Raw genomic sequence first — 24,377 nt, 5'->3', positions numbered from 1 at the left:
CGGAGCGTCGCGCAGGGTGGCGGCCGAGGAACGAGGCCGGCGCCCGCAGCACAGCGCAGGCCCACGGCGACCACCCGCGCCGAGCCGTGAGCCGGCGCCCGCCGGCTACCGCAGCTCGTCCTCGGACCGGCGGGCCCGGATGCGGGCCGCCCGCTCCCCCAGCTCGGCGTCCGGCGGGTAGTCCACGCGCTCGAGCGTGAGCCCCCGTGCCGGTGCCACCGCGGCCGCTGCCGAGCGGCTCCGGCCGGCCAGCACCTGCGCCGGGTCGTCCGGGCGCCGTCGACCCTCGCCCACGGCGAGCGACATCCCCACGAGGGCGCGCACCATCGAGTGGCAGAAGGCGTCCGCCTCGACCACGGCGACGACGAGCCCGGCGTCCGGACCGCTCCGGGGACGTGACCAGTCGAACCGGGTCAGCTCGCGGATCGTCGTCGCGCCCTCCCGCGGCCTGCAGTAGGCCGCGAAGTCGTGCAGGCCGACGAGCGGCTGCGCGGCGGCGTACATGGCCGCGACATCGAGGTCGCGGCGGTGCCACAGCACCCACTCGCGTGCCAGCGGGTCGCGCAGCCCGTGGTCGTCGGCGATGCGGTACCGGTACGTCCGGGCGGCTGCCGAGAACCGCGCGTCGAACCCGGCAGGGGCGAGGTCCGCCCGGTGCACGACGACGTCGGGCGGCAGCACACCGGCCAGGCGGTCGACCAGCGCACGGCCCGGCGACCGGTCCGACCGGCCGGGCATCGCCTCCCACCGTTCGACGGGCAGGTCGACGTGCGCCACCTGGCCGCGCGCGTGCACGCCCGCGTCGGTCCGGCCCGCGACTGTCAGGCGGGGGCGCGGCAGTCCGAGCGGCTCGGTGCGGACGATGGTCGCCAGGGCGTCCTCGAGCACGCCCTGCACCGTGCGCAGCCGCGGCTGGGTCGCCCAGCCGGCGAAGTGCGTCCCCGCATAGGCGAGGTCGAGTCGCACCCGGACCGTGCCGCCGTCGGGCGCCGGTGCGGGGGTCGAGGGGCCGGAGGCGTCGGCGGGTGTCGGGGTGCTCACCGGACCATTCTGACCGGATGATGGGGCGGTGGCCGATCTCATGACCCTCGCGGTGGACTGCGGCGGCGGCGGCATCAAGGCGAACGTGCTCGACTCCGCCGGCACCGCTCATGCCGCACCCGTCCGCGTCCCGACGCCGTACCCGCTCCCGCCCGCGCTGCTCGTCGACACCGTGGCGGAGATCGCCGCGGGCCTGCCCCGCGCCGACCGGCTGACCCTCGGCATGCCCGGCATGGTCCGGCACGGCGTGGTGGTGCACACCCCGCACTACGTCACGCGCTCCGGTCCCCGCTCCCGCGTGCTGCCCGAGCTCGTGACGGCCTGGAGCAGCTTCGACGTGCGCGCCGCGCTGGGCGCCAGGCTGGGTCTGCCCGCGCTGGTGCTGAACGACGCCGAGGTGCACGGCGCCGGGGTGATCTCGTCGTCGGGGGTCGAGCTGGTGCTCACCCTCGGCACCGGTCTCGGTTCCGCGCTGTTCGACGGCGGCCGGCTCGCCCCGCACCTCGAGTGGTCCCGGGCACCGGTACGCCGCAGCACCACGTACGACGCCTACGTCGGGGAGCCGGAACGGCGTCGCCTCGGGGACGGCCTCTGGTCCCGCCGCGTGGTGGCCGTCGTCGAGGGGCTCCGTCCGGTGTTCTGGTGGGACCGGCTCTACCTGGGCGGCGGCAACGCACGCCGGATCACGCCGTCGGCCCTCGAACGGCTCGGGGACGACGTGGTGGTGGTGCCGAACTCGGCCGCGCTGGTGGGCGGTGCGCGGGCGTGGGACCTGCTCGTGGACTGAGGCCCTGCCGCCCGACGGCGCCGCGCGTCCGCTCCTCGGCGTCCATGTCCGCGTGCGCCTCGAGGACCGCACGGCTGAACGCCACCGGCTGATCGAGGCTCACGAGGTGGCGGGCGTGCGGCACCACGACGAGACGTGCCTGCGCTCCCCCGGCGCGGGCCGCGGCGAGCAGTGAGCGCTCCTGGCCCCGGAAGTGGTCCCACTGCCCGTTGACGAGCCGCACCGGGCTGTCCGCGGCTCGCAGCGCCGCGCGGGTGTCGATCCGGCCCACCTCGGCCAGGACGTCCGCCATGACCTCCAGCGCGAAGCCACCCGCCGCCAGGTCCTGACCGGACTCGGCGTCCAGCAGCCCCCGGACGAAGGCCTCGTTGAGCCGCGCGCCGGAGTCCGGCCACCGCTCGATCCAGCGGGCGAGCCGCAGCCAGCCCCGGCGCAGGGGCACGTCCGTGCTGGTGCTGCAGGACGCGGCCACGAGTCCTGCCGACTGCTCGGGGAACCGGGCACGGTGCTCGATCGCGATGTATCCGCCGAGGGACAGGCCGACCACCAGTGCCCGGCCGCCGGCGTCGGCCACCGCGTCGTGCACCGTGCCCACCGCCTCGTCCAGGCGGAACCGTTCACCGCGTCGCGTGCCATGGCCCGGAAGGTCCGGCGCGGTCGTCGGGATGCCGGCGTCCCGCAGCACCCCGACCTGACGGCGCCACATGGTGCACGAGGTCCGAGAGCCGTGCAGCAGCACCACCGGGAGCATGCCCCCACGGTAGGGACGACGAGGGCCCCGCACCACCTCAGGTGGTGCGGGGCCCTCGAGGATCAGGCGGAGGAAGGGCTCAGTCCTCCTTCTTCTCCTCGGCCGGGGCCTCGGACTCGGTCGACTCGACCGGGGTCTCGGTGGCCTTCTCGTCCTTGGCCGGCTTCTCGTCCTTCGCCGACTTCTCGGTGGCCTTCGTGGCCTCGGCGACGACGGCCTGCTTCGGGCTGACCGGCTCCGTCACGAGCTCGATGACCGCCATGGGGGCGTTGTCGCCCTTACGGTTGCCGACCTTCGTGATGCGCGTGTAGCCACCGTTGCGCTCGGCCATGGCCGGGGCGATCTCGGTGAACAGCGTGTGCACGACGGACTTGTCACGCACGATGGTCAGGACCCGACGGCGGGCGTGCAGGTCGCCGCGCTTGGCGAGCGTGATGAGACGCTCGGCGGTCGGACGCAGGCGCTTGGCCTTCGTCTCGGTCGTGGTGATGCGGCCGTGCTCGAAGAGCGCCGTCGCCAGGTTCGCGAGGATCAGGCGCTCGTGAGCCGGGCTGCCACCGAGCCGCGGACCCTTGGTGGGGGTAGGCATTTCTGGTTCTCCTTGAGGGTGGTTCCGCGCCGCGCGGCCCCGTCATGTCGAGCGGGGCCGCTGCGGGCGCGGTGCGTCAGTACGTCTGCTCGTCGGTGTACGAGGCCTCGTCGTCCCCGCCGCTGAAGTACTGCGCGCCGGAGCCGTCGAAGTCGAGGGGCGAGTCCTTGAGGGCCAGGCCGAGCTCGGCCAGCTTCTCCTTGACCTCGTTGATCGACTTCGCACCGAAGTTACGGATGTCCAGCAGGTCGGCCTCGCTGCGTGCGACGAGCTCACCGACCTGGTGGATGCCCTCACGCTTGAGGCAGTTGTACGACCGGATGGTGAGGTTGAGCTCCTCGATCGGCAGCGCCAGGTCCGCGGCCAGCGCGGTGTCCGTCGGCGACGGGCCGATCTCGATGCCCTCGGCCTCGACGTTGAGCTCCCGGGCGAGGCCGAACAGCTCGACGAGCGTCTTGCCGGCCGACGCGAGCGCGTCACGCGGTGCGATGGCCTGCTTGGTCTCGACGTCGACGATCAGCTTGTCGAAGTCCGTGCGCTGCTCGACACGGGTCGCCTCGACCTTGTAGGTGACCTTGAGGACGGGCGAGTAGATCGAGTCGACGGGGATGCGACCGATCTCGGCGTCCATGGCCTTGTTCTGCGCGGCGGACACGTAGCCACGTCCACGCTCGACGGTGAGCTCGATCTCGAGCTTGCCCTCGTCGTTGAGCGTGGCGATGTGCAGGTCGGGGTTGTGCACCTCGACGCCCGCGGGCGGCACGATGTCCGCCGCGGTCGCCGCACCGGCGCCCTGCTTGCGCAGGTACATCACGACCGGCTCGTCGTTCTCCGAGGAGACGACGAGGTTCTTGATGTTGAGGATGATCTCGGTGACGTCTTCCTTCGCACCCGGCACGGTGGTGAACTCGTGGAGCACACCGTCGATGCGGATGGAGGTGACCGCCGCGCCCGGGATGGACGACAGCAGCGTGCGGCGCAGGGAGTTGCCGAGCGTGTAGCCGAAGCCAGGCTCGAGCGGCTCGATGGAGAAGCGCGAACGGTACTCCGAGATGACCTCTTCGGTCAGTGTCGGGCGCTGTGCGATGAGCACTGTGTTGGTCCTTTCAGTGTGCGTCCGCTATATGACGCATCACGGATCCGCGGTCTCGCGCGGTCCCGGGCGGGACTCGGTCCACCCGTCCGGGCGGAGTGCCGGCCGAGCCTGCGTGCGAGCAGGCCCGGCCGGCAGTCCGGATGATCAGACGCGGCGACGCTTCGGGGGGCGGCAGCCGTTGTGCGCCTGGGGCGTCACGTCCTGGATCGAGCCGACCTCGAGGCCGGTCGCCTGCAGGGAGCGGATGGCGGTCTCACGACCGGAACCCGGGCCCTTGACGAAGACGTCGACCTTCTTGACGCCGTGCTCCTGGGCGCGGCGGGCGGCCGACTCCGCAGCGAGCTGCGCGGCGTACGGGGTCGACTTGCGGGAGCCCTTGAAGCCGACGTGGCCGGCGGACGCCCACGAGATGACGGCACCCGACGGGTCCGTGATCGACACGATGGTGTTGTTGAAGGTGCTCTTGATGTGCGCCTGGCCGAGCGGGACGTTCTTCTTGTCCTTGCGGCGGGGCTTGCGCGCAGCGCCTGCGCGGGTCTTGGGAGGCATATCTGCAAATACTCCTGGTCTGAGGTCGTCGGACCGGGGCGGACGTCAGCCAGGCTGACGCGCTCCACGGACTGCTGACGTCAGCGGGCCTTCTTCTTGCCCGCGACGGTGCGCTTCTTGCCCTTGCGGGTACGCGCGTTGGTCTTGGTGCGCTGACCGCGCACCGGCAGTCCGCGACGGTGACGCAGACCCTGGTAGGTACCGATCTCCACCTTGCGGCGGATGTCGGCAGCGACCTCGCGACGGAGGTCACCCTCGAGCTGGTAGTTCCCCTCGAGGTAGTCGCGCAGCGCGACGAGCTCGGTGTCGCCGAGCTCCTTCACGCGCGCGTCCGGGGAGATCCCCGTCGCCGCGACGGTCTGCTCGGCGCGGGTACGACCGACGCCGTAGATGTAGGTGAGCGCGACCACGATCCGCTTCTCGCGGGGGAGGTCGACGCCGACAAGACGTGCCATGTGCCTCTCGGCTCCTGTACTGCTCTCCAGAGGTCTCCCGCACCGGCATCCCGCGAGGACCGCGGGCCCCGGCCCCTGGACCGGAGGTTCCCCCGCCGCCTCGGAGGGCGGTCGGGTTCGTGCTGGTGCGCTGTGCGTGGCGTCCTGGATCAGGACGGCCACGAAGTCATGCTGCTGCGATCAGCCCTGGCGCTGCTTGTGGCGCTGGTTCTCGCAGATCACCATGACGCGACCGTGCCGGCGAATCACCTTGCACTTGTCGCAGATCTTCTTGACGCTCGGCTTGACCTTCATCAGTGTTCCTCCGCCGCCTCCCTGGCCGAGCCGTGAGGCCGGGCCGCACAGGCGGCGATGTAGATCGGGTGGGGGGATGACGACTACTTGTAGCGGTAGACGATCCGGCCACGGGACAGGTCGTACGGGCTGAGCTCCACGACGACCCGGTCCTCGGGGAGGATCCGGATGTAGTGCTGCCGCATCTTGCCCGAGATGTGCGCGAGAACCTTGTGCCCGTTGGCCAGCTCCACGCGGAACATCGCGTTCGGCAGGGCCTCGACCACGCTGCCCTCGATCTCGATGACACCGTCCTTCTTTGCCATGTCCTCCGCTAACTCTCGTCTGTGTCTCTCGACGGACTGCTGCCACGCGCCTCCGGCCGGCCGTGGCGGCACCAGGACAGGACGTCGGGAACGTGGATCGCGTGCTTCCGCGCGACACGCCGACATCCTCTGCCCGGCGGAACGACTCGGTCGACTCCGCGAGCTCGGGTCGGCACGCACGACGGACTACACCCGACAGGCCATCCTACTCCATCCGGGGCGGACGGCAACCTTGACGTCGGTCACAGGGGCACCGGCCGGACGCCGAAGGGTTCGAGCCCTGCTGCGCCCAGGTCGTGCGCCGTCAGCACGGCCACCCCGCCGTCCACGACGGCCACCGTGTGCTCCCAGTGCGCGGCCCGCGAACCGTCGGTGGTGACCACGGTCCAGCCGTCCGGCAGCACGTCGGTCCCCGGGCCGCCGAGAGTGACCATCGGTTCCACGGCCAGGCACATCCCCGGACGCAACCGCGGCCCGCGGTCGGTGGCGGCGAAGTTGAGCACGTCGGGCGGCTGGTGCATGGCCGTTCCGATCCCGTGCCCGGTGTACTCCTCGACCAGACCGTACTCGGCCCCGAGGAGCTCGGCGGACAGCTCGACGGAGGCCTCGACGGCCACGCCGACGTCACCGACGCGCCGGCCCTCGGCGAGCGCGGCGATCCCGGCCCACATCGCGGTCCGGGTGGTCCGCACGAGGCCCTGCCCCTCCGCGTCCGCGACGCCGGGCGCGTCGTCGTCGACCGCTCCGTGCTCCCCCAGGAGGAAGGAGAGCGCGGAGTCACCGTGCCAGCCCTCCACGACCGCACCGCAGTCGACGGAGACCAGGTCGCCGGCGGCGAGCACCCGCCGGCCCGGGATGCCGTGGACGACCTCCTCGTTCACCGACGTGCAGATCGACGCCGGGAACCCGTGGTACCCCAGGAAGGACGGCTCCGCGCCGGCCTCGGCGATCGCACCGGCGGCGACGACGTCCAGGTCGCCCGTCGTCATCCCCGGGCGAGCGGCTGCCCGCACCGTGGCGAGCGCGTCCGCCACGACCAGCCCGGCACGTCGCATGAGGCGTACCTGGTCGAGGCTCTTGAGCTCGATCCGCGGGCGCGAACGGAACACGCCGGCTCAGCCGAGCTGCTGAGCGAGCGCGGCGACGATGCGGTCCGTGACCTCGGAGATCTCGCCGAGGCCGTCGACCTGGGCGAGGATGCCACGCTCGGCGTAGGCCGCCGTGAGCGGTGCCGTCTCCGCGTCGTAGATGTCCAGCCGACGCTCGATGGCCGCGGGGGTGTCGTCCTCCCGGCCCTCGACCTCTGCGCGCTTGGCGATGCGCTCGAGCAGCTCGTCGCGCGCCGCCGTCAGCTCGATGACACCGTCGAGCTCCCAGCCCAGCTCGCCGAGGATCGCGTCGAGCGCCTCGACCTGGTGGGCGTTGCGGGGATAGCCGTCCAGCAGGAAACCTGCGTGGACGTCGTCCTCCGCCAGCCGATCACGGACCATCGAGTCGGTGACCTCGTCGGGGACCAGCTCACCCTTGGCCGAGTACTCCTGCGCGAGCTTGCCCAGCTCCGTGCCGCCCGCGATGTTGGCACGGAAGATGTCTCCGGTGGAGATCGCGGGGATCTCGAAGATCTCCGCGAGGCGGGCCGCCTGGGTGCCCTTGCCGGCCCCCTGCGGGCCCATGATCACCAGACGCGTGACGCGTCCCTCGGCGCTGGGGGCACCGTGGAGCTCGCGGCGGGTGGTCGGGGTGTTCGTCTCGGTCAACGGAGGAACCCTTCGTAGTGTCGCTGCTGGAGCTGGGAGTTGACCTGCTTCACGAACTCGAGGCCGACGCCGACGATGATGAGGATCGACGTGCCACCGAACGGGATGTTCGTCGTGACGCCCAGGAGAACCAGCACCAGCGTCGGGATGAGCGCGACGATGGCGAGATAGAGCGCGCCCGCCGACGTGATGCGGGTGATCACGAAGTCGAGGTACTCGGCCGTCGGCCGGCCGGCGCGGATACCGGGGATGAAGCCCCCGTACTTCTTCATGTTGTCCGCGACCTCGTCCGGGTTGAACGTGATCGACGTGTAGAAGAACGCGAAGAAGATGATCATCAGGACGTACAGGGCGATGTACAGCGCCTGGTCCTGCTGAGCGATGTTGTTCGAGATCCAGATGACCCAGTCCGCCGTCTGGTCGCCGAACTGGGCGAGGAGAGCGGGGATCGCGAGGATCGAGGCGGCGAAGATCACCGGGATGACGCCGGCCATGTTGATCTTGATCGGGATGTAGGTGCTCGTCCCCCCGTACATGCGGCGCCCCACCATGCGCTTGGCGTACTGCACGGGGATCCGGCGCTGCGACTGCTCGACGAACACGACCATGCCGATGACCAGGATGATGACCAGGATCATGATGATGAAGTTCAGCGGGCCGTTGGCGCCGCCGGCGATCGACCACAGGGCCGTCGGGAAGCTCGCCACGATCGAGGTGAAGATCAGCAGCGACATGCCGTTGCCGATGCCCTTCTCGGTGATGAGCTCGCCCATCCACATGACCAGGCCGGTGCCTGCCGTCATGGTCACGACCATGAGCGCCGCCGTGACGAAGCGGTCGTCGACGACCACGTCGAGGCCGCAGCCCGGGAAGAGCAGGCCGGTGCGCGCCGTCGTGATGATCGTCGTCGACTGCAGGATCGCCAGGGCGATCGTCAGGTAGCGCGTGTACTGCGTCAGCTTCGCCTGGCCCGACTGCCCCTCCTTGTGGAGCGCCTCGAAGCGAGGGATGACCACCCGCAGGAGCTGCGTGATGATGCTCGCCGTGATGTAAGGCATGATGCCGAGGGCGAAGACGGACAGCTGCAGGAGCGCGCCACCACTGAAGGTGTTGACGAGGCCGAGCAGCGAGGTCTCGCCCTCGATCGTCGCCACGCACTGCTGGACGTTGGCGTAGTCGACGCCCGGCGTCGGGATGAACGACCCCACGCGGAACAACGCCATGATGGCGATCGTGAACAGCAGCTTGCGCCGCAGGTCCGGTGTCCGGAAAGCCCGGCCGAATGCGCTGAGCACCTATCCTCCTGACCCGCCGCGGCGGGGTGTCGTGTCGCCGGAGTCCGGCGAGGTGTGGTGCGCCCCGTCGCGGCCGTGGCCGCGGCGTCGGCGCACCGACTCGGTCGTGGTCCGGCCGGGATCCCCGACGATCACCGCTCGCGTCGCGAACGTCGCGAACAGATCGGACCGTGACGGATTCTACGTGCCTCGGGAAGTGACCTGGGCCACGTGCGTCGAACGAAAGTAGCAGATCGGCCGATCTCGGTCGTTCCCCGAGGCCGTCCCGAGCCGGTCGTCACCCGTCCCGGGACAGCACGGAGGGCCGGCGGCGCACGCGCGCCACCGGCCCTCTGTCAGTTCTCAGTCCTCCGAGACGGAGCCACCGGCCGCCAGGATCTTCTCCTTGGCGGACGCCGAGACCGCGTCGACCGCGATCTCCAGCTTCACGGTGACCTCGCCCGTGCCGAGCACCTTCACCGGCTGACCGGAGCGGACCGCGCCCTTGGCGACGAGGCCCTCGACGGTGACCGAGCCACCCTCCGGGTACAGCGCGGCGAGCTTGTCCAGGTTCACGACCTGGTACTCGACGCGGAACGGGTTCTTGAAGCCACGGAGCTTCGGCAGGCGCATGTGCAGGGGGACCTGCCCGCCCTCGAAGCCCGCGGGGACCTGGTAACGAGCCTTCGTACCCTTGGTACCGCGGCCCGCCGTCTTACCCTTCGACGCCTCACCACGACCCACACGGGTCTTGGCCTTCTTGGCGCCGGCGGCCGGACGCAGGTGGTGGACCTTCAGCGGCTGGGCCGCCTTCTTGTCGGTGCTGTCGGCCATGATCACTCGACCTCCTCGACGGTGACGAGATGCGCCACCGTGGTGACCATCCCACGGATCTCCGGGCGGTCCTCCTTCACGGCGGTGTCGCCGATCCGCTTGAGGCCGAGGGTCCGCAGCGTGTCACGCTGGTTCTGCTTGCCGCCGATGGCGGACTTGACCTGGGTGACCTTGAGGCGAGCCATCACGCACCCACCTTCTCGTCGGCCTTCTTCTCGCTCTTGGCGGCGAGACCGGCGGCCTGGGCCCGCAGGAGCGCGGCCGGGGCCACGTGCTCGAGCGGCAGACCACGACGCGCGGCCACGGCGGCCGGCTCCTCGAGGCCCTTGAGGGCCGCGACGGTGGCGTGGACGATGTTGATCGCGTTCGACGAACCGAGCGACTTGCTCAGCACGTCGTGGATACCGGCGCACTCCAGCACGGCACGCACCGGACCACCGGCGATCACACCGGTACCCGGGGAGGCCGGACGCAGGAACACGACGCCGGCGGCCTCCTCACCCTGGATGGGGTGCGGGATGGTGCCCTGGATGCGCGGGACGCGGAAGAAGTTCTTCTTCGCCTCCTCGACACCCTTGGCGATCGCCGAGGGCACCTCCTTGGCCTTGCCGTAGCCGACGCCGACGGTCCCGTCGGCGTCACCCACGACGACCAGGGCGGTGAAGCTGAAGCGACGACCACCCTTGACGACCTTGGAGACGCGGTTGATCGTGACCACGCGCTCGACGAAGGCGTTCTTGTCGTCGCGGGGGTTGTTGCGGCGGTCGTCGCGCTTGGAGCGGCGACCGTCGTTCTTGGACTCGTTGGCGCCCTGGGGGGCGCCGGTGTTGCGCTGCCCTGCAGCCATCAGAGGATCCTCATCTTCCGTGCGAAAGTGGTCGTCATCACAGCGCCAGACCGCCTTCGCGGGCGCCGTCGGCGACCGCAGCCACCCGACCGTGGTACTTGTTGCCGCCGCGGTCGAACACCACGGCGTCGATCCCGGCGGCCTTGGCGCGCTCGGCGACGAGCTCGCCGACCTTGCGGGCCTTGGCGGTCTTGTCGTCGCCGGAGGCGCGCATGTCGGCCTCGAGCGTCGAGGCGGACGCCACGGTCTTGCCGAGCGTGTCGTCGACGACCTGCGCCACCATGTGGCGCGAGGAGCGGGTCACGACGAGGCGGGGACGCTCCGCGGTGCCCTTGATCTTCTTGCGCAGGCGAAGGTGACGGCGCTGACGAGCGACGCTCTTGCCCTTGCCCAGAACCTTGAGAGCCATCACTTACCAGCCTTTCCGACCTTGCGACGGACGACCTCGTCGGCGTAGCGCACACCCTTGCCCTTGTACGGCTCGGGCTTGCGGATCTTGCGGATGTTCGCCGAGACCTCGCCCACCTGCTGCTTGTCGATGCCGGACACCGAGAACTTCGTCGGGCTCTCCACCGCGAAGGTGATGCCGTCGGGGGCGGTGACCTTCACCGGGTGCGAGAAGCCGAGGGCGAACTCGAGGTCGCTGCCCTTGGCGGTCACGCGGTAACCGGTGCCGACGATCTCGAGCTTCTTCTCGTAGCCGTTGGTCACGCCGGTGATCATGTTGGCCAGCAGGGTGCGGGTGAGGCCGTGCAGGGCACGGGACTCACGCTCTTCGTCGGGACGGGCGACCCTGAGGGTGCCGTCCTCCTGCTCGACCGTGATGGGGGCGGGCACCGTGTGCTCGAGGGACCCCTTGGGGCCCTTCACAGTCACGAGCGCGCCGCTGATGGTGACGTCCACGCCGGCCGGGACCGGAACGGGGAGCTTGCCGATTCGAGACATTGGCGTCTCTCCTTTCCGATTACCAGACGTAGGCGAGGACTTCGCCGCCCACACCCTTGTCCTGCGCCTGACGGTCAGTCAGAAGGCCGGAGGAGGTGGACAGGATGGCCACGCCGAGGCCGCCGAGGACCTTGGGCAGATTGGTGGACTTCGCGTAGACACGCAGACCAGGCTTGGACACACGGCGCACGCCGGTGAGGGCGCGCTCGCGGCTCGGGCCGTACTTGAGGTCGATGGTGAGGTTCTGCCCCACCGTCGCGTCCTCGACGGACCAGCCGGTGATGTAACCCTCGGCCTGCAGGATCTCCGCGATCCGCGACTTCAGCTTCGAGAACGGCATCGTGACCGTGTCGTGGTGCGCCGAGTTCGCGTTGCGCAGACGCGTCAGCATGTCTGCGATCGGGTCGGTCATAGTCATATCGGGCTCCAGCCCTTCCTCGCCGGGGTATCCGTGCGGTGCTCCGAGGAGCACCGCACGGACCTACGGCGTAGTTGTTTTACCAGCTGCTCTTGGTGACGCCGGGGAGCTCACCACGGTGGGCCATCTCCCGCAGGCAGATCCGGCACAGGCCGAACTTGCGGTAGACCGAGTGCGGACGACCGCACCGCTGGCACCGGGTGTAGGCGCGCACGGCGAACTTCGGCTTGGCGTTCGCCTTGTTGATCAGGGCCTTCTTCGCCATGTCAGTTCTCCTTGAAGGGGAAACCGAGACGGCGCAGCAGGGAGCGGCCCTCGTCGTCGGTCGTCGCCGTGGTCACGACCGTGATGTCCATACCGCGGACCCGGTCGATCTTGTCCTGGTCGATCTCGTGGAACATCGACTGCTCCGTGAGACCGAACGTGTAGTTGCCGTGCCCGTCGAACTGCTTCGGGCTCAGACCGCGGAAGTCGCGGATTCGCGGCAACGCGACCGACAGCAGCCGGTCGAGGAACTCCCACATGCGGTCGCCGCGCAGCGTGACGTGCGCGCCGATCGGCATGCCCTCACGCAGCTTGAACTGCGCGATGGACTTCTTCGCGCGGTTGATCTGCGGCTTCTGACCGGTGATCGCGGTCAGGTCGCGGATCGCGCCCTCGATGAGCTTCGAGTCCTTGGCCGCGTCACCGACACCCATGTTGACGACGATCTTCGTCAGACCGGCGACCTGGTGGAGGTTCGAGTGACCGAACTCCTCCTGGAGCGCGGACAGGATCTCCTCGCGGTACTTCTGCTTGAGGCGCGGCAGGGCCGGGGCCTCGACAGTCGTCTCGGTCATCAGATGTCCTTCCCGGAACGCTTGGCGTAGCGGACGCGCACGGTACGGGTGCGACCGTCCTGCTCGACCTCCTCGAGGCGGAAACCGACGCGGGTCGGCTTCTTGGTCTCGGGGTCGACCAGCATCACGTTGGAGACGTGGATCGGCGCCTCGACGGTCTCGATGCCACCCGTGCGGGTGCCACGCGACGTCTGGCCGGCCTTCACGTGCTTGGTCACGCGCTGGATGCCCTCGACGACGACACGGTCGCTGTCGGTGAGCACCTCGAGCACACGGCCCGTCTGGCCCTTGTCGCGACCAGAGATCACCTGGACCTGGTCGCCCTTCTTGATCTTCGCCATGGTCAGAGCACCTCCGGGGCCAACGAGATGATCTTCATGAACCGCTTGTCGCGCAGCTCGCGACCCACGGGGCCGAAGATGCGCGTACCGCGCGGCTCGCCGTCGGTCTTGAGGATCACGGCGGCGTTCTCGTCGAACTTGATGTAGGAACCGTCGGGACGACGGCGCTCCTTGACGGTCCGGACGATGACGGCCTTGACCACGTCGCCCTTCTTCACGTTGCCGCCCGGGATCGCGTCCTTGACGGTGGCGACGATGGTGTCGCCGATACCGGCGTAGCGACGTCCGGACCCACCGAGAACGCGGATGCAGAGAATCTCCTTGGCACCCGTGTTGTCGGCGACCCGCAGTCGCGACTCCTGCTGGATCATCGATTGATCTCCTGTCGTCGAGCCGGTTCTCGGCCCGGGCTTTCCCGGGCGAGCCTTGCCGAACGGATAGTTGCTGTGGTGGGGACCCGACGCATACGTGTGTCACACCGCGCCCCCACCGGGAAGGACAGTCTTACTTGGCCTTCTCGAGGATCTCCACCAGTCGCCACCGCTTGGTCGCGGACAGCGGGCGGGTCTCCATGATGACGACCAGGTCGCCGATGCCGGCGCTGTTCTGCTCGTCGTGCGCCTTGACCTTGTTGGTACGACGCATGACCTTGCCGTAGAGCGGGTGCTTCACGCGGTCCTCGACCTCGACGACGATGGTCTTGGCCATCTTGTCGCTGACGACGTATCCGCGACGCACCTTGCGGGTTGCCCGCTCCTCGGTGGTCACCGTCTCGGTGTTCTCGCTCATCAGTGCCTCACTCACTCACGCTCGGGGCCGTACGGATGCCGAGCTCGCGCTCGCGCAGGACCGTGTAGATCCGCGCGATGTCACGCTTGACCGCCTTGAGGCGGCCGTGCGACTCGAGCTGGCCGGTGGCGGCCTGAAAGCGCAGGTTGAAGAGCTCCTGCTTCTGCTCCTTGAGCTTCGCGACGAGGGTCTCGTCGTCGAAGCCGTCGAGGTCGGCCGGGGCAAGCCCCTGGGTACCGATAGCCATCAGTTCGCACCACCTTCGCGCACCACGAAACGGCACTTCATCGGGAGCTTGTGCATCGCACGGCGCAGGGCCTCACGAGCAAGCTCCTCAGGGACTCCGGCCAGCTCGAAGACGATACGGCCGGGCTTGACGTTGGCGACCCACCACTCGGGCGAACCCTTACCGGAACCCATGCGGGTCTCGGCAGGCTTCTTGGTGAGCGGCCGGTCCGGGTAGATGTTGATCCAGACCTTGCCGCCACGCTTGATGTGGCGGGTCATCGCGATACGAGCAGCCTCGATCTGACGGTTGGTGACGTAGGCCGGCTCGAGAGCCTGGATGCCGTAGTCGCCGAACGAGATCGTGGTGCCACCCTTGGCCATGCCGGAGCGCTTCGGGTGGTGCTGCTTGCGGTGCTTGAGCCTGCGCGGGATCAGCATGACTCAGGCCTCCGTTCCGGACTCGGGGGCCGCGGCCTGCTCGGCCGGGGCCGGCGCGTCGGACGCTGCGGTGCCCTCGGCAGCGGACTGCTGCTTCGGCTGCGACGGACGCTCGTTGCGGTCGTTGCGGCGCGGGCCACCACGACGCTCGGGGCCACCACGGCCACCACGGCCCTGGCGGGGACCGGCGGCGGCCTGCTGCGCGGCGAACTCCTTCTCGGTCATGTCGCCCTTGTAGACCCAGACCTTCACGCCGATGCGGCCGAAGGTCGTGCGGGCCTCGAAGAAGCCGTAGTCGATGTTCGCGCGGAGGGTGTGCAGGGGCACGCGGCCCTCGCGATAGAACTCCGAACGGCTCATCTCGGCGCCGCCGAGACGGCCGGCGACCTGCACGCGGATACCCTTCGCGCCGGCACGCTGCGCGGACTGGATGCCCTTGCGCATGGCACGGCGGAACGAGACACGGCTCGCCAGCTGCTCGGCGATGCCCTGCGCGACGAGCTGGGCGTCGATCTCCGCGTTCTTGACCTCGAGGATGTTCAGCTGCACCTGCTTGCCGGTGAGCTTCTCGAGCTCACCGCGGATGCGGTCGGCCTCAGCACCACGACGGCCGATGACGATGCCCGGACGCGCCGTGTGGATGTCCACGCGGACGCGGTCGCGGGTGCGCTCGATCTCGACCTTGGAGATGCCGGCCCGTTCGAGACCGGTGCTCATGAGCTTCCGGATCTCGACGTCCTCACGGACGTAGTCGCGGTACCGCTGCCCAGGCTTGGTGCTGTCGGCGAACCAGCGCGACCGGTGGTCGGTGGTGATGCCGAGGCGGTACCCGTGCGGGTGAATCTTCTGCCCCACTATCGGGCCCCTTCCTTCTGCTCACGCGGTGCGACGACCACGGTGATGTGGCTGGTGCGCTTGAGGATCTGGCTCGCACGCCCCTGGGCCCGCGGTCGGAACCGCTTGAGAGTCGGGCCCTCGTCCACGTACACCTCGGAGACCACGTACTCGGTCTCGTCGAAGCGCTCGCTCGCGCGGTCGGCCTTGACCCGGGCATTCGCCACAGCGGACTCGACGACCTTGCGGACCGGCTCGCTCGCGGCCTGCGGCGCGAACTTGAGCACCGCGACGGCCTCGACGGCCTGCTTGCCACGGATGAGGTCCACGACGCGCCGGGCCTTCTGGGGCGTGACACGGACGAACCGCGCCTGCGCCTTGGCTTCCATTGCTGTCCTGCTTCCTTTTCTCAGACCGTCAGGGTCGCCCCGCTCAGCGGCGGCGGCCCTTCTTGTCGTCCTTCACGTGGCCGCGGAAGGTCCGCGTGGGAGCGAACTCGCCGAGCTTGTGGCCGACCATCGCCTCGGTCACGAAGACCGGGGTGTGCTTACGACCGTCGTGCACGGCGAAGGTGTGACCGAGGAAGTCGGGCGTGATGACCGACCGACGGGACCAGGTCTTGATGACGTTCTTGGTCCCCTTCTCGTTCTGGACGTCCACCTTCTTCTGCAGGTGGTCGTCGACGAAGGGGCCCTTCTTCAGGCTACGAGGCATCTGTCAGGCTCCTATCAGCGCTTCTTGCCGGTGCGGCGACGGCGGACGATCATCTTGTCGCTCGACTTGTTCGGACGGCGGGTCCGGCCCTCGGGCTGTCCCCAGGGGCTGACCGGGTGGCGACCACCGGAGGTCTTGCCCTCACCACCACCGTGCGGGTGGTCGACGGGGTTCATGACGACACCGCGGACGGTCGGGCGGATGCCCTTCCAACGGTTGCGGCCGGCCTTGCCCCAGTTGATGTTCGACTGCTCGGCGTTCCCCACCTCGCCGACCGTCGCGCGGCAGCGCAGGTCGACGTTGCGGATCTCGCCGGACGGCATGCGCAGCTGGGCGTAGGGGCCGTCCTTCGCGACGAGCTGCACGGAGGCACCCGCGGAGCGGGCGATCTTCGCGCCGCCACCGGGGCGGAGCTCGACGGCGTGCAGGACGGTACCCGTCGGGATGTTGCGCAGCGGCAGGTTGTTGCCGGGCTTGATGTCGGCGCCGGGACCGGCCTCGACGGTGTCACCCTGCGACAGCTTGTTCGGCGCCACGATGTAGCGCTTGGTGCCGTCCGCGTAGTGCAGCAGCGCGATGCGCGCCGTGCGGTTCGGGTCGTACTCGATGTGCGCGACCTTGGCCGGCACGCCGTCCTTGTCGTGACGACGGAAGTCGATCACGCGGTAGGCGCGCTTGTGGCCACCACCCTTGTGGCGGGTCGTGATCCGACCGGAGTTGTTGCGACCGCCGGTCTTCGACAGCGGACGAACCAGCGACTTCTCCGGCTCAGAGCGCGTGATCTCGACGAAGTCGGCAACGCTCGAGCCGCGGCGGCCGGGCGTCGTCGGCTTGTGCTTACGGATTCCCATGGAAGTTGTCCTCGATCTGCTCTCGTCCGGCTCAGCCGACCGGACCACCGAAGATGTCGATCGAACCCTCGCGGAGGGTGACGATCGCACGCTTCGTGTCCTTGCGCTTGCCCAGGCCGTAACGCGTACGACGCGCCTTGCCCTTGCGGTTGATCGTGTTCACCGAGGCGACCTTGACACCGAAGACCTGCTCGACCGCGATCTTGATCTCGGTCTTGTTGGCGTCCGGGTCCACGACGAAGGTGTACTTGCCCTCGTCGAGGAGGTTGTAGGACTTCTCGGAGACGACCGGCGCGATCAGGATGTCGCGCGGGTCCTTCGTCACGGCGGTCACTTGGTGGCCTCCTTCTCGGATGCTGCCTCGACCTCGGCCTCTGCCTCCGTCGCGACCGCCTTCACCGACTTGCCCGTGGTCGGGCCCGCCACGAACGCGTCGAGCGCGCCCTGGGTGAAGACGACGTCGTCGGAGACGAGCACGTCGTAGGTGTTCAGCTGGTCCGCCGTCAGCAGGTGGACCTGCTCGACGTTGCGGAGCGACTTGATGGTCAGCTCGTCCGAGCGCTCCGTGACGACCAGCACGTGCTTGCGGTCCGTCAGCTTCGCGATCGTGCTGAGCGCGGTCTTGGTCGACGGGACACCGTCGATGCCGAAGCCCGACACCACGTGCACGCGACCCGCGCGAGCGCGGTCGGAGAGGGCACCGCGCAGGGCGGCCGCCTTCATCTTCTTCGGCGTGCGCTGGTCGTACTTGCGCGGCTGCGGGCCGTGGACGGTGCCACCGCCGGCGAACTGCGGGGCGCGGGTCGAACCCTGACGGGCGCGGCCGGTGCCCTTCTGCTTGTACGGCTTGCGACCACCGCCGCGGACCTCGCCGCGGGTCTTGGTGGACGCCGTGCCCTGACGCGACGCAGCGCGCTGGGCGACGACCACCTGGTGGATCAGCGGGACGTTCGTGGCGACGTCGAAGACCTCGGCGGGGAGCTCGGCGGTGCCGGACTTCTTGCCGGTGGCGTCGAGCACGTCGACGTTCAGGTTAGCCATCTGTCTCAGGCTCCCTTCGCGGCGGTACGGACGAGGACGATGCCGCCCTTCGGACCCGGGACCGCGCCCTTGACGAGCAGCAGACCCTTCTCCGCGTCGACCGCGTGGACGGTCAGGTTCTGGACGGTCTTGCGGGCGTGGCCCATGCGACCGGCCATCCGCATGCCCTTGAACACGCGCGAGGGCGTGGAGGCGCCGCCGATCGAACCCGGCTTGCGGTGGTTGCGGTGCGCACCGTGCGAGGCGCCCACGCCGGAGAAGCCGTGACGCTTCATGACGCCGGCGGTGCCCTTGCCCTTGGTGGTTCCGACGACGTCGACCACGGCCCCGGCCTCGAAGGCCTCGGCGGTGATCTCCTGGCCGGTGGTGTACTCACCGGCGTTGTCGGTACGGACCTCGACGACGTGACGGCGCGGCGTGACGCCGGCCTTCTCGAAGTGGCCCTTGAGCGGCTTGGTGACCTTGCGGGGGTCGATCTGCCCGGCAGCGAGCTGGACGGCGGCGTAGCCGTCGGCCTCCGCGTCGCGGACCTGCGTCACCACGTTGGTGGGGACGGCGACGACGGTGACCGGCACGAGCTTGCCCGCGTCGTCCCACGTCTGCGTCATGCCGAGCTTGGTGCCGAGCACCGCGGTCATGTTCTTCTGCTGGTTGGTCATGATCTCCAGCCTCAGAGCTTGATCTCGATGTTCACGTCAGCCGGCAGATCGATGCGCATCAGCGAGTCGACCGCCTTCGGCGTGGGATCGATGATGTCGATCAGGCGCTTGTGCGTGCGCATCTCGAAGTGCTCACGGCTGTCCTTGTACTTGTGAGGCGACCGGATGACGGTGAAGACGTTCTTCTCCGTCGGCAGCGGCACCGGACCCACGACCGTCGCACCAGCGCGTGTCACCGTGTCGACGATCTTGCGCGCCGAGCTGTCGATGACCTCGTGGTCGTAGGACTTGAGCCGGATGCGGATCTTCTGTCCCGCCATGGCGTCGTCTGACTCTCTCTCTCGAACCGCTAATGTCCGACCCCCGCGCTCGGGCGTGTCGCGTAGTGCGAGACGCTCGGGCGCACGCCTGTCCGGCGTTGGGGCCGTTGATTGTGGACCGCTGCGCGGACCACGACGTATGTCCAGCCTGTCGAAACACGTGTGTGCGTGGGGCGTTCCGCGTATCGACAGCAGGCATCCCCACGACCCCCTCCGAGGAGGGTGACCGCTCCTGGTGACACCACCGGCCTGGAGGCCGTGGCGTGCACCGCGGTGCTACACACTGTTCGACACGAGAAAGAACGCGCCCGTGACAGGCAACTTGACCATCTTGCCATACGAGGACCCGGGAGACCAAGTCCTCAGGGGTGTGACGCCGGACGCACCCGAGGCCCGGGCCCCGCACAGGGGGCCCGGGCCTCGGACGGACCGGTGGAGCTCAGCTCCCCGAGGTCACCGAGTGATCAGGAGATCACTTGATGATCTTGGTGACACGGCCGGAACCGACCGTGCGGCCACCCTCACGGATGGCGAAGCCGAGGCCCTCCTCCATGGCGATCGGCTGGATCAGCTCGACCGACATGTCGGTGTTGTCGCCCGGCATGACCATCTCGGTGCCCTCGGGCAGCGTGATGACACCGGTGACGTCGGTGGTCCGGAAGTAGAACTGCGGACGGTAGTTCGAGTAGAACGGGTTGTGACGGCCACCCTCGTCCTTGCCCAGGATGTAGACCTGCGCCTCGAAGTTCGTGTGCGGGGTGATCGAACCCGGCTTCACGACGACCTGGCCGCGCTCGACGTCCTCACGCTTGAGACCACGCAGGAGGAGACCGGTGTTGTCGCCGGCCTGCGCCTGGTCCATCTGCTTGTGGAAGGTCTCGATACCGGTGACCGTCGTCTTCTGCGGGGAGCGGATGCCGACGATCTCGACCTCGGAGTTGATGTCGAGCGTGCCACGCGCCACCTTGCCGGTGACGACCGTGCCACGGCCGGTGATCGTGAAGACGTCCTCGATCGGCATGAGGAACGGCTTGTCGAGCTCGCGGACGGGCTCGGGGACGTTCTCGTCCACGGCCTCCATGAGCTCCAGGATCTTCTTGGTCCACTCGGGGTCACCCTCGAGGGCCTTCAGACCGGAGACGCGCACGACCGGAGCGTTGTCGCCGTCGAACTCCTGCGACGACAGCAGCTCGCGGACCTCCATCTCGACGAGCTCGAGGAGCTCCTCGTCCTCGACCATGTCGGACTTGTTCAGCGCCACGAGCAGGTAGGGGACGCCCACCTGGCGGGCCAGGAGGACGTGCTCGCGCGTCTGGGCCATCGGGCCGTCCGTCGCGGCGACCACGAGGATGGCGCCGTCCATCTGCGCCGCACCCGTGATCATGTTCTTGATGTAGTCGGCGTGCCCCGGCGCGTCCACGTGAGCGTAGTGACGGTTCGGCGTCTCGTACTCGATGTGGGCGATGTTGATCGTGATGCCGCGCTGCTTCTCCTCCGGCGCGGCGTCGATCTCGTCGAAGTTCTTCAGGGTGTTCGACGGGAGGTCGGGGTACGTCTCGGCGAGCGTCTTCGAGATCGCGGCCGTCAGCGTCGTCTTACCGTGGTCGACGTGACCGATGGTGCCGACGTTGACGTGCGGCTTGGTCCGCTCGAACTTGGCCTTAGCCACTGGGGTCCTCCTGGGACTTGGGTAGATGTTCCGAACGTTGCGAGTGTCGGCCGATCAAGCCTAACCCTCGGGGCGTTGCGGTTTCCTACAGGTTGATGGTTGTGCAGGTGTTCGACCTGTGGGGACTCACTCGCCCCGGGTCTTCTTGATGATCTCCTCAGCCACGGCCTTGGGAACCTCGCCGTAGCTGTCGAACTGCATCGAGTACACGGCGCGGCCCTGCGTCTTGGAACGCAGGTCCCCGATGTACCCGAACATCTCGCTCAACGGTACCTGGGCGCGCACGACCTTGACGCCCGTGGCATCCTCCATGGACTGGATCAGTCCACGACGCGAGTTGATGTCGCCGATGACGTCGCCCATGTACTCCTCGGGCGTGCGCACCTCGACGGCCATGAGGGGCTCCAGCAGCACCGGGTCGGCGCGGCGGACACCCTCCTTGAACACCATGGAGCCGGCGATCTTGAACGCCATCTCCGAGGAGTCGACGTCGTGGTACGCCCCGTCGATGAGCGTGGCCTTGACGCCGACCACCGGGAAGCCGGCCAGCACACCCTGCTGCATGGCCGCCTGGATACCGGCGTCCACCGACGGGATGTACTCGCGCGGGATCCGACCACCGGTGACCGCGTTGTCGAACTCGTAGAGCTCGCCCTCCGTGGTCTCCAGCGGCTCGAAGGTCACCTGGACCTTCGCGAACTGACCCGAGCCACCGGTCTGCTTCTTGTGCGTGTAGTCGATCTTCTCCGCCTTGCGACGGATCGTCTCGCGGTACGCGACCTGCGGCTTGCCGACGTTGGCCTCGACCTTGAACTCCCGCTTCATGCGGTCGACCAGGATGTCGAGGTGGAGCTCGCCCATACCGCCGATGACGGTCTGGCCGGTCTCCTCGTCCAGCTTCACGCGGAACGTCGGGTCCTCCTCGGCGAGCTTCTGGATCGCCGTGGAGAGCTTCTCCTGGTCCGCCTTGGTCTTCGGCTCGATGGCCACGTCGATCACGGGCTCCGGGAAGGTCATCGACTCGAGGATGACCTGGGAGTCCGGCGCGCTCAGGGTGTCACCGGTGGTGGTGTCCTTGAGCCCGATGAACGCGTAGATGTGGCCGGCCTGGGCCTCGGGGACCGGGTTCTCCTTGTTGGAGTGCATCTGGAAGAGCTTCCCGATGCGCTCCTTCTTGCCCTTGGTCGTGTTGTAGACCTGGGCGCCCTGCTCCACCTTGCCCGAGTACACCCGGACGTAGGTGAGCTTGCCGAAGAACGGGTGCGAGGCGACCTTGAAGGCCAGCGCCGAGAAGGGCTCCGAGGCGTCGGAGTGACGCTCGATGATCTTCTCCTCGTCCTTGGCGTCGTGGCCCTGGACGGCGGGGACGTCCAGCGGCGACGGCAGGTAGTCGATCACGGCGTCGAGCATGGGCTGCACGCCCTTGTTCTTGAACGCCGAACCGCACAGGACGGGGAACGCCTCGGAGTTGACGACGAGCTTGCGGATTCCGCCCTTGATCTCGTCGATCGTGAGCTCTTCACCGCCGAGGTACTTCTCGAGCAGCTCCTCGTCCGTCTCCGCGACGGCCTCGATGAGCTCGCTGCGGTACTCCTCGGCCTTCTCCTGGAGGTCGGCCGGGATGTCCTCGATCTCGTACTTCTCGCCGAGCGCGGTCTCGCCGTGCCAGACCAGCGCCTTCATCTGCAGCAGGTCGACGACGCCGGTGAAGTCGTTCTCGGCACCGATCGGCAGCTGGATGACCAGCGGCTTGGCCTTGAGGCGCTCGACGATCGTCTTGACCGTGAAGTAGAAGTCGGCACCCAGCTTGTCCATCTTGTTGACGAAGCAGATGCGCGGGACGTCGTACTTGTCGGCCTGACGCCACACCGTCTCCGACTGCGGCTCGACACCCTCCTTGCCGTCGAACACGGCGACGGCACCGTCGAGGACGCGGAGCGAACGCTCCACCTCGACCGTGAAGTCCACGTGCCCGGGGGTGTCGATGATGTTGATCTGGTTGTCGTTCCAGTAGCAGGTCGTCGCGGCGGACGTGATCGTGATGCCGCGCTCCTGCTCCTGCTCCATCCAGTCCATCGTCGACGCACCGTCGTGCGTCTCACCGATCTTGTAGTTGACACCCGTGTAGTACAGGATGCGCTCGGTGGTGGTGGTCTTGCCGGCATCGATGTGGGCCATGATGCCGATGTTGCGGACCTTCTTCAGGTCGGTCAGCACGTCGAGTGCCACGGTGTCTTACCCCTCGGGTCAGTGGGACGTCGGAACCGGTGCGGAGACCCGGCGTCTGCCGGCTCCAGATCCGCGGACGACCCCGGGATGCTCCCGGGGTCGTCCCAGCGCATCACCAGCGGTAGTGCGCGAAGGCCTTGTTGGACTCGGCCATCTTGTGCATGTCCTCGCGGCGCTTGACCGCGGCACCGAGGCCGTTCGAGGCGTCGAGGATCTCGTTCATCAGACGCTCGGTCATCGTCTTCTCACGGCGAGCGCGGGAGAAGTCGGTGAGCCAGCGCAGCGCCAGCGTCGTCGACCGGGACGGCCGGACGTCCACCGGGACCTGGTAGGTCGCGCCGCCGACTCGGCGGGAGCGGACCTCGAGGGCCGGACGGACGTTCTCGAGCGCACGCTTGAGGACGACGACCGGGTCCTGGTCGGTCTTGTCGCGGACGCCCTCGAGGGCGCCGTAGACGATCGACTCGGCGGTGGACTTCTTGCCGTCGAGCAGGACCTTGTTGATCAGCTGCGTCACGACGGGCGACCCGTAGACGGGGTCGACGATGAGCGGCCGCTTGGGGGCCGGACCCTTACGAGGCATCAGGCCTTCTCCTTCTTCGCGCCGTACCGGGAACGCGCCTGCTGACGGCCCTTGACACCCTGGGTGTCGAGCGCGCCGCGCACGATCTTGTAGCGGACACCGGGAAGGTCCTTCACACGGCCGCCGCGCACGAGCACGATCGAGTGCTCCTGCAGGTTGTGACCGACACCGGGGATGTAGGCCGTGACCTCGATGCCGGAGGAAAGCTTCACACGCGCGACCTTGCGGAGCGCGGAGTTCGGCTTCTTGGGGGTGGTGGTGTACACACGGGTGCACACGCCGCGCCGCTGAGGGGAACCCTTGAGGGCCGGGGTCTTCGACTTCCCGGCCTTCGAGGTCCGGCCCTTGCGGACGAGCTGCTGGATCGTAGGCACTACGTCTCCGTCGTCTCTCGAGCTCACGAGGGCCTGGTGGCCCTCGACGGTGGTCTGTCTGGCTTGTGCGTGCCGATCGCAGGCGGCACCCGCGATCCTCACGGACCGCAACGCCACTTACCACCGGCTCGATGGCCCGGGTCCGCTCCCCCGTCCTTACGAACGGTCCGAGCGGTCATCCGGGATGCTCGTGCACGCATCGGCGGCGCCTCCGGCGGCTCTCCCGAGAGATGCTGTGGAGCACTCCTCGGGCGACCAGCGGGATGCACGGTGCGACGGCACGGGCACGGCTTCCTAGGCTACCGCCGGAAACAAGCGGGGTCAAAGGGCGAGACGGCGGCCCCGCTGTGACGTCCGTCGCCCCGCCCGGCGACAACCCCGACGACCGCCCCGACCCGCACCGATGCACCCCAGCCGCCTCCGCCGTCGTCCCGCGACCGTTCCGCAGCAACGACGACGGCGCGGGGAGACCCGCCGTCGTTCCGGTCGTCCGCATTCCCGAAGTGGAGCGCCCCCAGGGGCGCGT

At 68.7% G+C, this 24,377-nt stretch carries 37 protein-coding genes; 1 reads left to right on the top strand and 36 read right to left on the bottom strand.

What is annotated here, in order from left to right:
* Positions 1-105 precede the first annotated feature (105 nt).
* The gene (truA, locus tag MWU57_RS16845; protein WP_374108585.1) at positions 106-1,041 is read right to left on the bottom strand and encodes a tRNA pseudouridine(38-40) synthase TruA; all 936 of its coding nucleotides are present in this window, start codon (positions 1,039-1,041) and stop codon (positions 106-108) included.
* A 40-nt stretch (positions 1,042-1,081) separates the two neighbouring features.
* Between truA and MWU57_RS16840 the strand changes: the two genes are divergently transcribed.
* The gene (locus MWU57_RS16840; RefSeq protein WP_106267270.1) at positions 1,082-1,828 is read left to right on the top strand and encodes an ROK family protein; all 747 of its coding nucleotides are present in this window, start codon (positions 1,082-1,084) and stop codon (positions 1,826-1,828) included.
* Here MWU57_RS16840 and MWU57_RS16835 read toward each other — a convergent pair.
* The 35 genes from MWU57_RS16835 to rpsL form a co-directional block, all read right to left on the bottom strand.
* Positions 1,725-2,579 (bottom strand): alpha/beta fold hydrolase, encoded by an 855-nt coding sequence (locus tag MWU57_RS16835; protein WP_246910785.1) that lies wholly within the window; start codon positions 2,577-2,579, stop codon positions 1,725-1,727. The two genes, MWU57_RS16840 and MWU57_RS16835, sit on opposite strands and share 104 nt — an antisense overlap.
* 79 nt (positions 2,580-2,658) lie before the next feature.
* On the bottom strand, positions 2,659-3,168 hold the full coding sequence (gene rplQ, locus MWU57_RS16830) for a 50S ribosomal protein L17 (RefSeq protein ID WP_246910782.1): 510 nt from the start codon (positions 3,166-3,168) through the stop codon (positions 2,659-2,661).
* Positions 3,169-3,244: 76 nt separating this feature from the next.
* On the bottom strand, positions 3,245-4,261 hold the full coding sequence (locus MWU57_RS16825) for a DNA-directed RNA polymerase subunit alpha (RefSeq protein WP_106267276.1): 1,017 nt from the start codon (positions 4,259-4,261) through the stop codon (positions 3,245-3,247).
* Positions 4,262-4,408: 147 nt separating this feature from the next.
* The gene (gene rpsK, locus MWU57_RS16820) at positions 4,409-4,813 is read right to left on the bottom strand and encodes a 30S ribosomal protein S11 (RefSeq protein WP_106267278.1); all 405 of its coding nucleotides are present in this window, start codon (positions 4,811-4,813) and stop codon (positions 4,409-4,411) included.
* A gap of 80 nt (positions 4,814-4,893) precedes the next feature.
* Positions 4,894-5,268, bottom strand: coding sequence for a 30S ribosomal protein S13 (gene rpsM / locus MWU57_RS16815; RefSeq protein WP_106267280.1), 375 nt, complete (start codon positions 5,266-5,268; stop codon positions 4,894-4,896).
* A 180-nt stretch (positions 5,269-5,448) separates the two neighbouring features.
* The gene (gene rpmJ / locus MWU57_RS16810) at positions 5,449-5,562 is read right to left on the bottom strand and encodes a 50S ribosomal protein L36 (RefSeq protein ID WP_088289657.1); all 114 of its coding nucleotides are present in this window, start codon (positions 5,560-5,562) and stop codon (positions 5,449-5,451) included.
* Between the two features lie 83 nt (positions 5,563-5,645).
* Complete coding sequence (gene infA / locus MWU57_RS16805; protein ID WP_012867920.1) at positions 5,646-5,867, bottom strand: translation initiation factor IF-1; 222 nt, start codon at positions 5,865-5,867, stop codon at positions 5,646-5,648.
* A 242-nt stretch (positions 5,868-6,109) separates the two neighbouring features.
* The gene (gene map, locus MWU57_RS16800; RefSeq protein ID WP_246910779.1) at positions 6,110-6,976 is read right to left on the bottom strand and encodes a type I methionyl aminopeptidase; all 867 of its coding nucleotides are present in this window, start codon (positions 6,974-6,976) and stop codon (positions 6,110-6,112) included.
* 6 nt (positions 6,977-6,982) lie between these two features.
* Positions 6,983-7,540, bottom strand: a complete 558-nt coding sequence (locus MWU57_RS16795; RefSeq protein ID WP_246910788.1) for an adenylate kinase — start codon at positions 7,538-7,540, stop codon at positions 6,983-6,985.
* An 80-nt stretch (positions 7,541-7,620) separates the two neighbouring features.
* On the bottom strand, positions 7,621-8,919 hold the full coding sequence (gene secY / locus MWU57_RS16790) for a preprotein translocase subunit SecY (protein WP_246910776.1): 1,299 nt from the start codon (positions 8,917-8,919) through the stop codon (positions 7,621-7,623).
* Between the two features lie 342 nt (positions 8,920-9,261).
* Complete coding sequence (gene rplO, locus MWU57_RS16785; RefSeq protein ID WP_106267433.1) at positions 9,262-9,732, bottom strand: 50S ribosomal protein L15; 471 nt, start codon at positions 9,730-9,732, stop codon at positions 9,262-9,264.
* A 2-nt stretch (positions 9,733-9,734) separates the two neighbouring features.
* The gene (gene rpmD, locus MWU57_RS16780) at positions 9,735-9,917 is read right to left on the bottom strand and encodes a 50S ribosomal protein L30 (RefSeq protein ID WP_106267288.1); all 183 of its coding nucleotides are present in this window, start codon (positions 9,915-9,917) and stop codon (positions 9,735-9,737) included.
* Positions 9,917-10,579, bottom strand: coding sequence for a 30S ribosomal protein S5 (gene rpsE / locus MWU57_RS16775; protein ID WP_106267290.1), 663 nt, complete (start codon positions 10,577-10,579; stop codon positions 9,917-9,919). Before rpsE ends, rpmD begins: the two co-directional genes overlap by 1 nt.
* A 37-nt stretch (positions 10,580-10,616) precedes the next feature.
* The gene (rplR, locus tag MWU57_RS16770) at positions 10,617-10,988 is read right to left on the bottom strand and encodes a 50S ribosomal protein L18 (protein WP_106267292.1); all 372 of its coding nucleotides are present in this window, start codon (positions 10,986-10,988) and stop codon (positions 10,617-10,619) included.
* A complete protein-coding gene (rplF, locus tag MWU57_RS16765; RefSeq protein WP_106267294.1) occupies positions 10,988-11,524 on the bottom strand; it encodes a 50S ribosomal protein L6 in 537 nt (178 codons plus the stop codon). Before rplF ends, rplR begins: the two co-directional genes overlap by 1 nt.
* A 19-nt stretch (positions 11,525-11,543) precedes the next feature.
* A complete protein-coding gene (gene rpsH, locus MWU57_RS16760) occupies positions 11,544-11,942 on the bottom strand; it encodes a 30S ribosomal protein S8 (protein WP_106267296.1) in 399 nt (132 codons plus the stop codon).
* Between the two features lie 79 nt (positions 11,943-12,021).
* Positions 12,022-12,207, bottom strand: coding sequence for a type Z 30S ribosomal protein S14 (locus MWU57_RS16755; protein ID WP_013837851.1), 186 nt, complete (start codon positions 12,205-12,207; stop codon positions 12,022-12,024).
* 1 nt (position 12,208) lies between these two features.
* Complete coding sequence (rplE, locus tag MWU57_RS16750; protein ID WP_106267298.1) at positions 12,209-12,781, bottom strand: 50S ribosomal protein L5; 573 nt, start codon at positions 12,779-12,781, stop codon at positions 12,209-12,211.
* The gene (rplX, locus tag MWU57_RS16745) at positions 12,781-13,122 is read right to left on the bottom strand and encodes a 50S ribosomal protein L24 (protein WP_106267300.1); all 342 of its coding nucleotides are present in this window, start codon (positions 13,120-13,122) and stop codon (positions 12,781-12,783) included. The genes rplE and rplX overlap by 1 nt, the downstream gene beginning before the upstream one ends.
* Before the next feature lie 2 nt (positions 13,123-13,124).
* Positions 13,125-13,493: a 50S ribosomal protein L14 gene (gene rplN, locus MWU57_RS16740; protein ID WP_106267302.1), complete on the bottom strand. Its 369-nt coding sequence runs from the start codon at positions 13,491-13,493 to the stop codon at positions 13,125-13,127.
* 133 nt (positions 13,494-13,626) lie between these two features.
* Complete coding sequence (gene rpsQ, locus MWU57_RS16735) at positions 13,627-13,911, bottom strand: 30S ribosomal protein S17 (RefSeq protein ID WP_106267304.1); 285 nt, start codon at positions 13,909-13,911, stop codon at positions 13,627-13,629.
* 7 nt (positions 13,912-13,918) lie between these two features.
* Positions 13,919-14,158 (bottom strand): 50S ribosomal protein L29, encoded by a 240-nt coding sequence (rpmC, locus tag MWU57_RS16730; protein WP_106267305.1) that lies wholly within the window; start codon positions 14,156-14,158, stop codon positions 13,919-13,921.
* Positions 14,158-14,577: a 50S ribosomal protein L16 gene (gene rplP, locus MWU57_RS16725; protein WP_106267307.1), complete on the bottom strand. Its 420-nt coding sequence runs from the start codon at positions 14,575-14,577 to the stop codon at positions 14,158-14,160. The genes rpmC and rplP overlap by 1 nt, the downstream gene beginning before the upstream one ends.
* Positions 14,578-14,580: 3 nt before the next feature.
* Positions 14,581-15,432, bottom strand: coding sequence for a 30S ribosomal protein S3 (rpsC, locus tag MWU57_RS16720; protein WP_106267309.1), 852 nt, complete (start codon positions 15,430-15,432; stop codon positions 14,581-14,583).
* A complete protein-coding gene (gene rplV, locus MWU57_RS16715) occupies positions 15,432-15,800 on the bottom strand; it encodes a 50S ribosomal protein L22 (RefSeq protein ID WP_106267310.1) in 369 nt (122 codons plus the stop codon). The genes rpsC and rplV overlap by 1 nt, the downstream gene beginning before the upstream one ends.
* A gap of 43 nt (positions 15,801-15,843) precedes the next feature.
* Entirely contained in the window at positions 15,844-16,125 is a 282-nt protein-coding gene (gene rpsS / locus MWU57_RS16710; RefSeq protein ID WP_036953289.1) for a 30S ribosomal protein S19, read from the bottom strand.
* Positions 16,126-16,139: 14 nt separating this feature from the next.
* On the bottom strand, positions 16,140-16,976 hold the full coding sequence (rplB, locus tag MWU57_RS16705) for a 50S ribosomal protein L2 (RefSeq protein WP_106267312.1): 837 nt from the start codon (positions 16,974-16,976) through the stop codon (positions 16,140-16,142).
* Between the two features lie 31 nt (positions 16,977-17,007).
* On the bottom strand, positions 17,008-17,310 hold the full coding sequence (gene rplW / locus MWU57_RS16700) for a 50S ribosomal protein L23 (RefSeq protein WP_246910773.1): 303 nt from the start codon (positions 17,308-17,310) through the stop codon (positions 17,008-17,010).
* On the bottom strand, positions 17,307-18,017 hold the full coding sequence (gene rplD / locus MWU57_RS16695) for a 50S ribosomal protein L4 (protein WP_106267316.1): 711 nt from the start codon (positions 18,015-18,017) through the stop codon (positions 17,307-17,309). Before rplD ends, rplW begins: the two co-directional genes overlap by 4 nt.
* 5 nt (positions 18,018-18,022) lie before the next feature.
* On the bottom strand, positions 18,023-18,676 hold the full coding sequence (gene rplC, locus MWU57_RS16690) for a 50S ribosomal protein L3 (RefSeq protein WP_106267317.1): 654 nt from the start codon (positions 18,674-18,676) through the stop codon (positions 18,023-18,025).
* Positions 18,677-18,687: 11 nt separating this feature from the next.
* A complete protein-coding gene (gene rpsJ, locus MWU57_RS16685) occupies positions 18,688-18,996 on the bottom strand; it encodes a 30S ribosomal protein S10 (protein WP_013837837.1) in 309 nt (102 codons plus the stop codon).
* Between the two features lie 472 nt (positions 18,997-19,468).
* Positions 19,469-20,665: an elongation factor Tu gene (tuf, locus tag MWU57_RS16680; protein ID WP_106267319.1), complete on the bottom strand. Its 1,197-nt coding sequence runs from the start codon at positions 20,663-20,665 to the stop codon at positions 19,469-19,471.
* A 126-nt stretch (positions 20,666-20,791) separates the two neighbouring features.
* Complete coding sequence (gene fusA / locus MWU57_RS16675; protein WP_106267321.1) at positions 20,792-22,894, bottom strand: elongation factor G; 2,103 nt, start codon at positions 22,892-22,894, stop codon at positions 20,792-20,794.
* A gap of 112 nt (positions 22,895-23,006) precedes the next feature.
* Positions 23,007-23,477 carry a 30S ribosomal protein S7 gene (gene rpsG, locus MWU57_RS16670; RefSeq protein WP_106267322.1) on the bottom strand — a complete coding sequence of 157 codons (471 nt, stop codon included), beginning with the start codon at positions 23,475-23,477 and terminating at the stop codon, positions 23,007-23,009.
* Positions 23,477-23,851: a 30S ribosomal protein S12 gene (rpsL, locus tag MWU57_RS16665; RefSeq protein ID WP_106267324.1), complete on the bottom strand. Its 375-nt coding sequence runs from the start codon at positions 23,849-23,851 to the stop codon at positions 23,477-23,479. Before rpsL ends, rpsG begins: the two co-directional genes overlap by 1 nt.
* Positions 23,852-24,377: the final 526 nt, after the last annotated feature.

The organism is Isoptericola sp. S6320L, from assembly GCF_023015685.1.
In the GTDB taxonomy this organism is placed as follows: domain Bacteria; phylum Actinomycetota; class Actinomycetes; order Actinomycetales; family Cellulomonadaceae; genus Isoptericola; species Isoptericola halotolerans_A.
The sequence above is the reverse complement of the archived record's forward strand: the minus strand, read 5'-3'. Positions and strand labels throughout refer to the sequence as shown.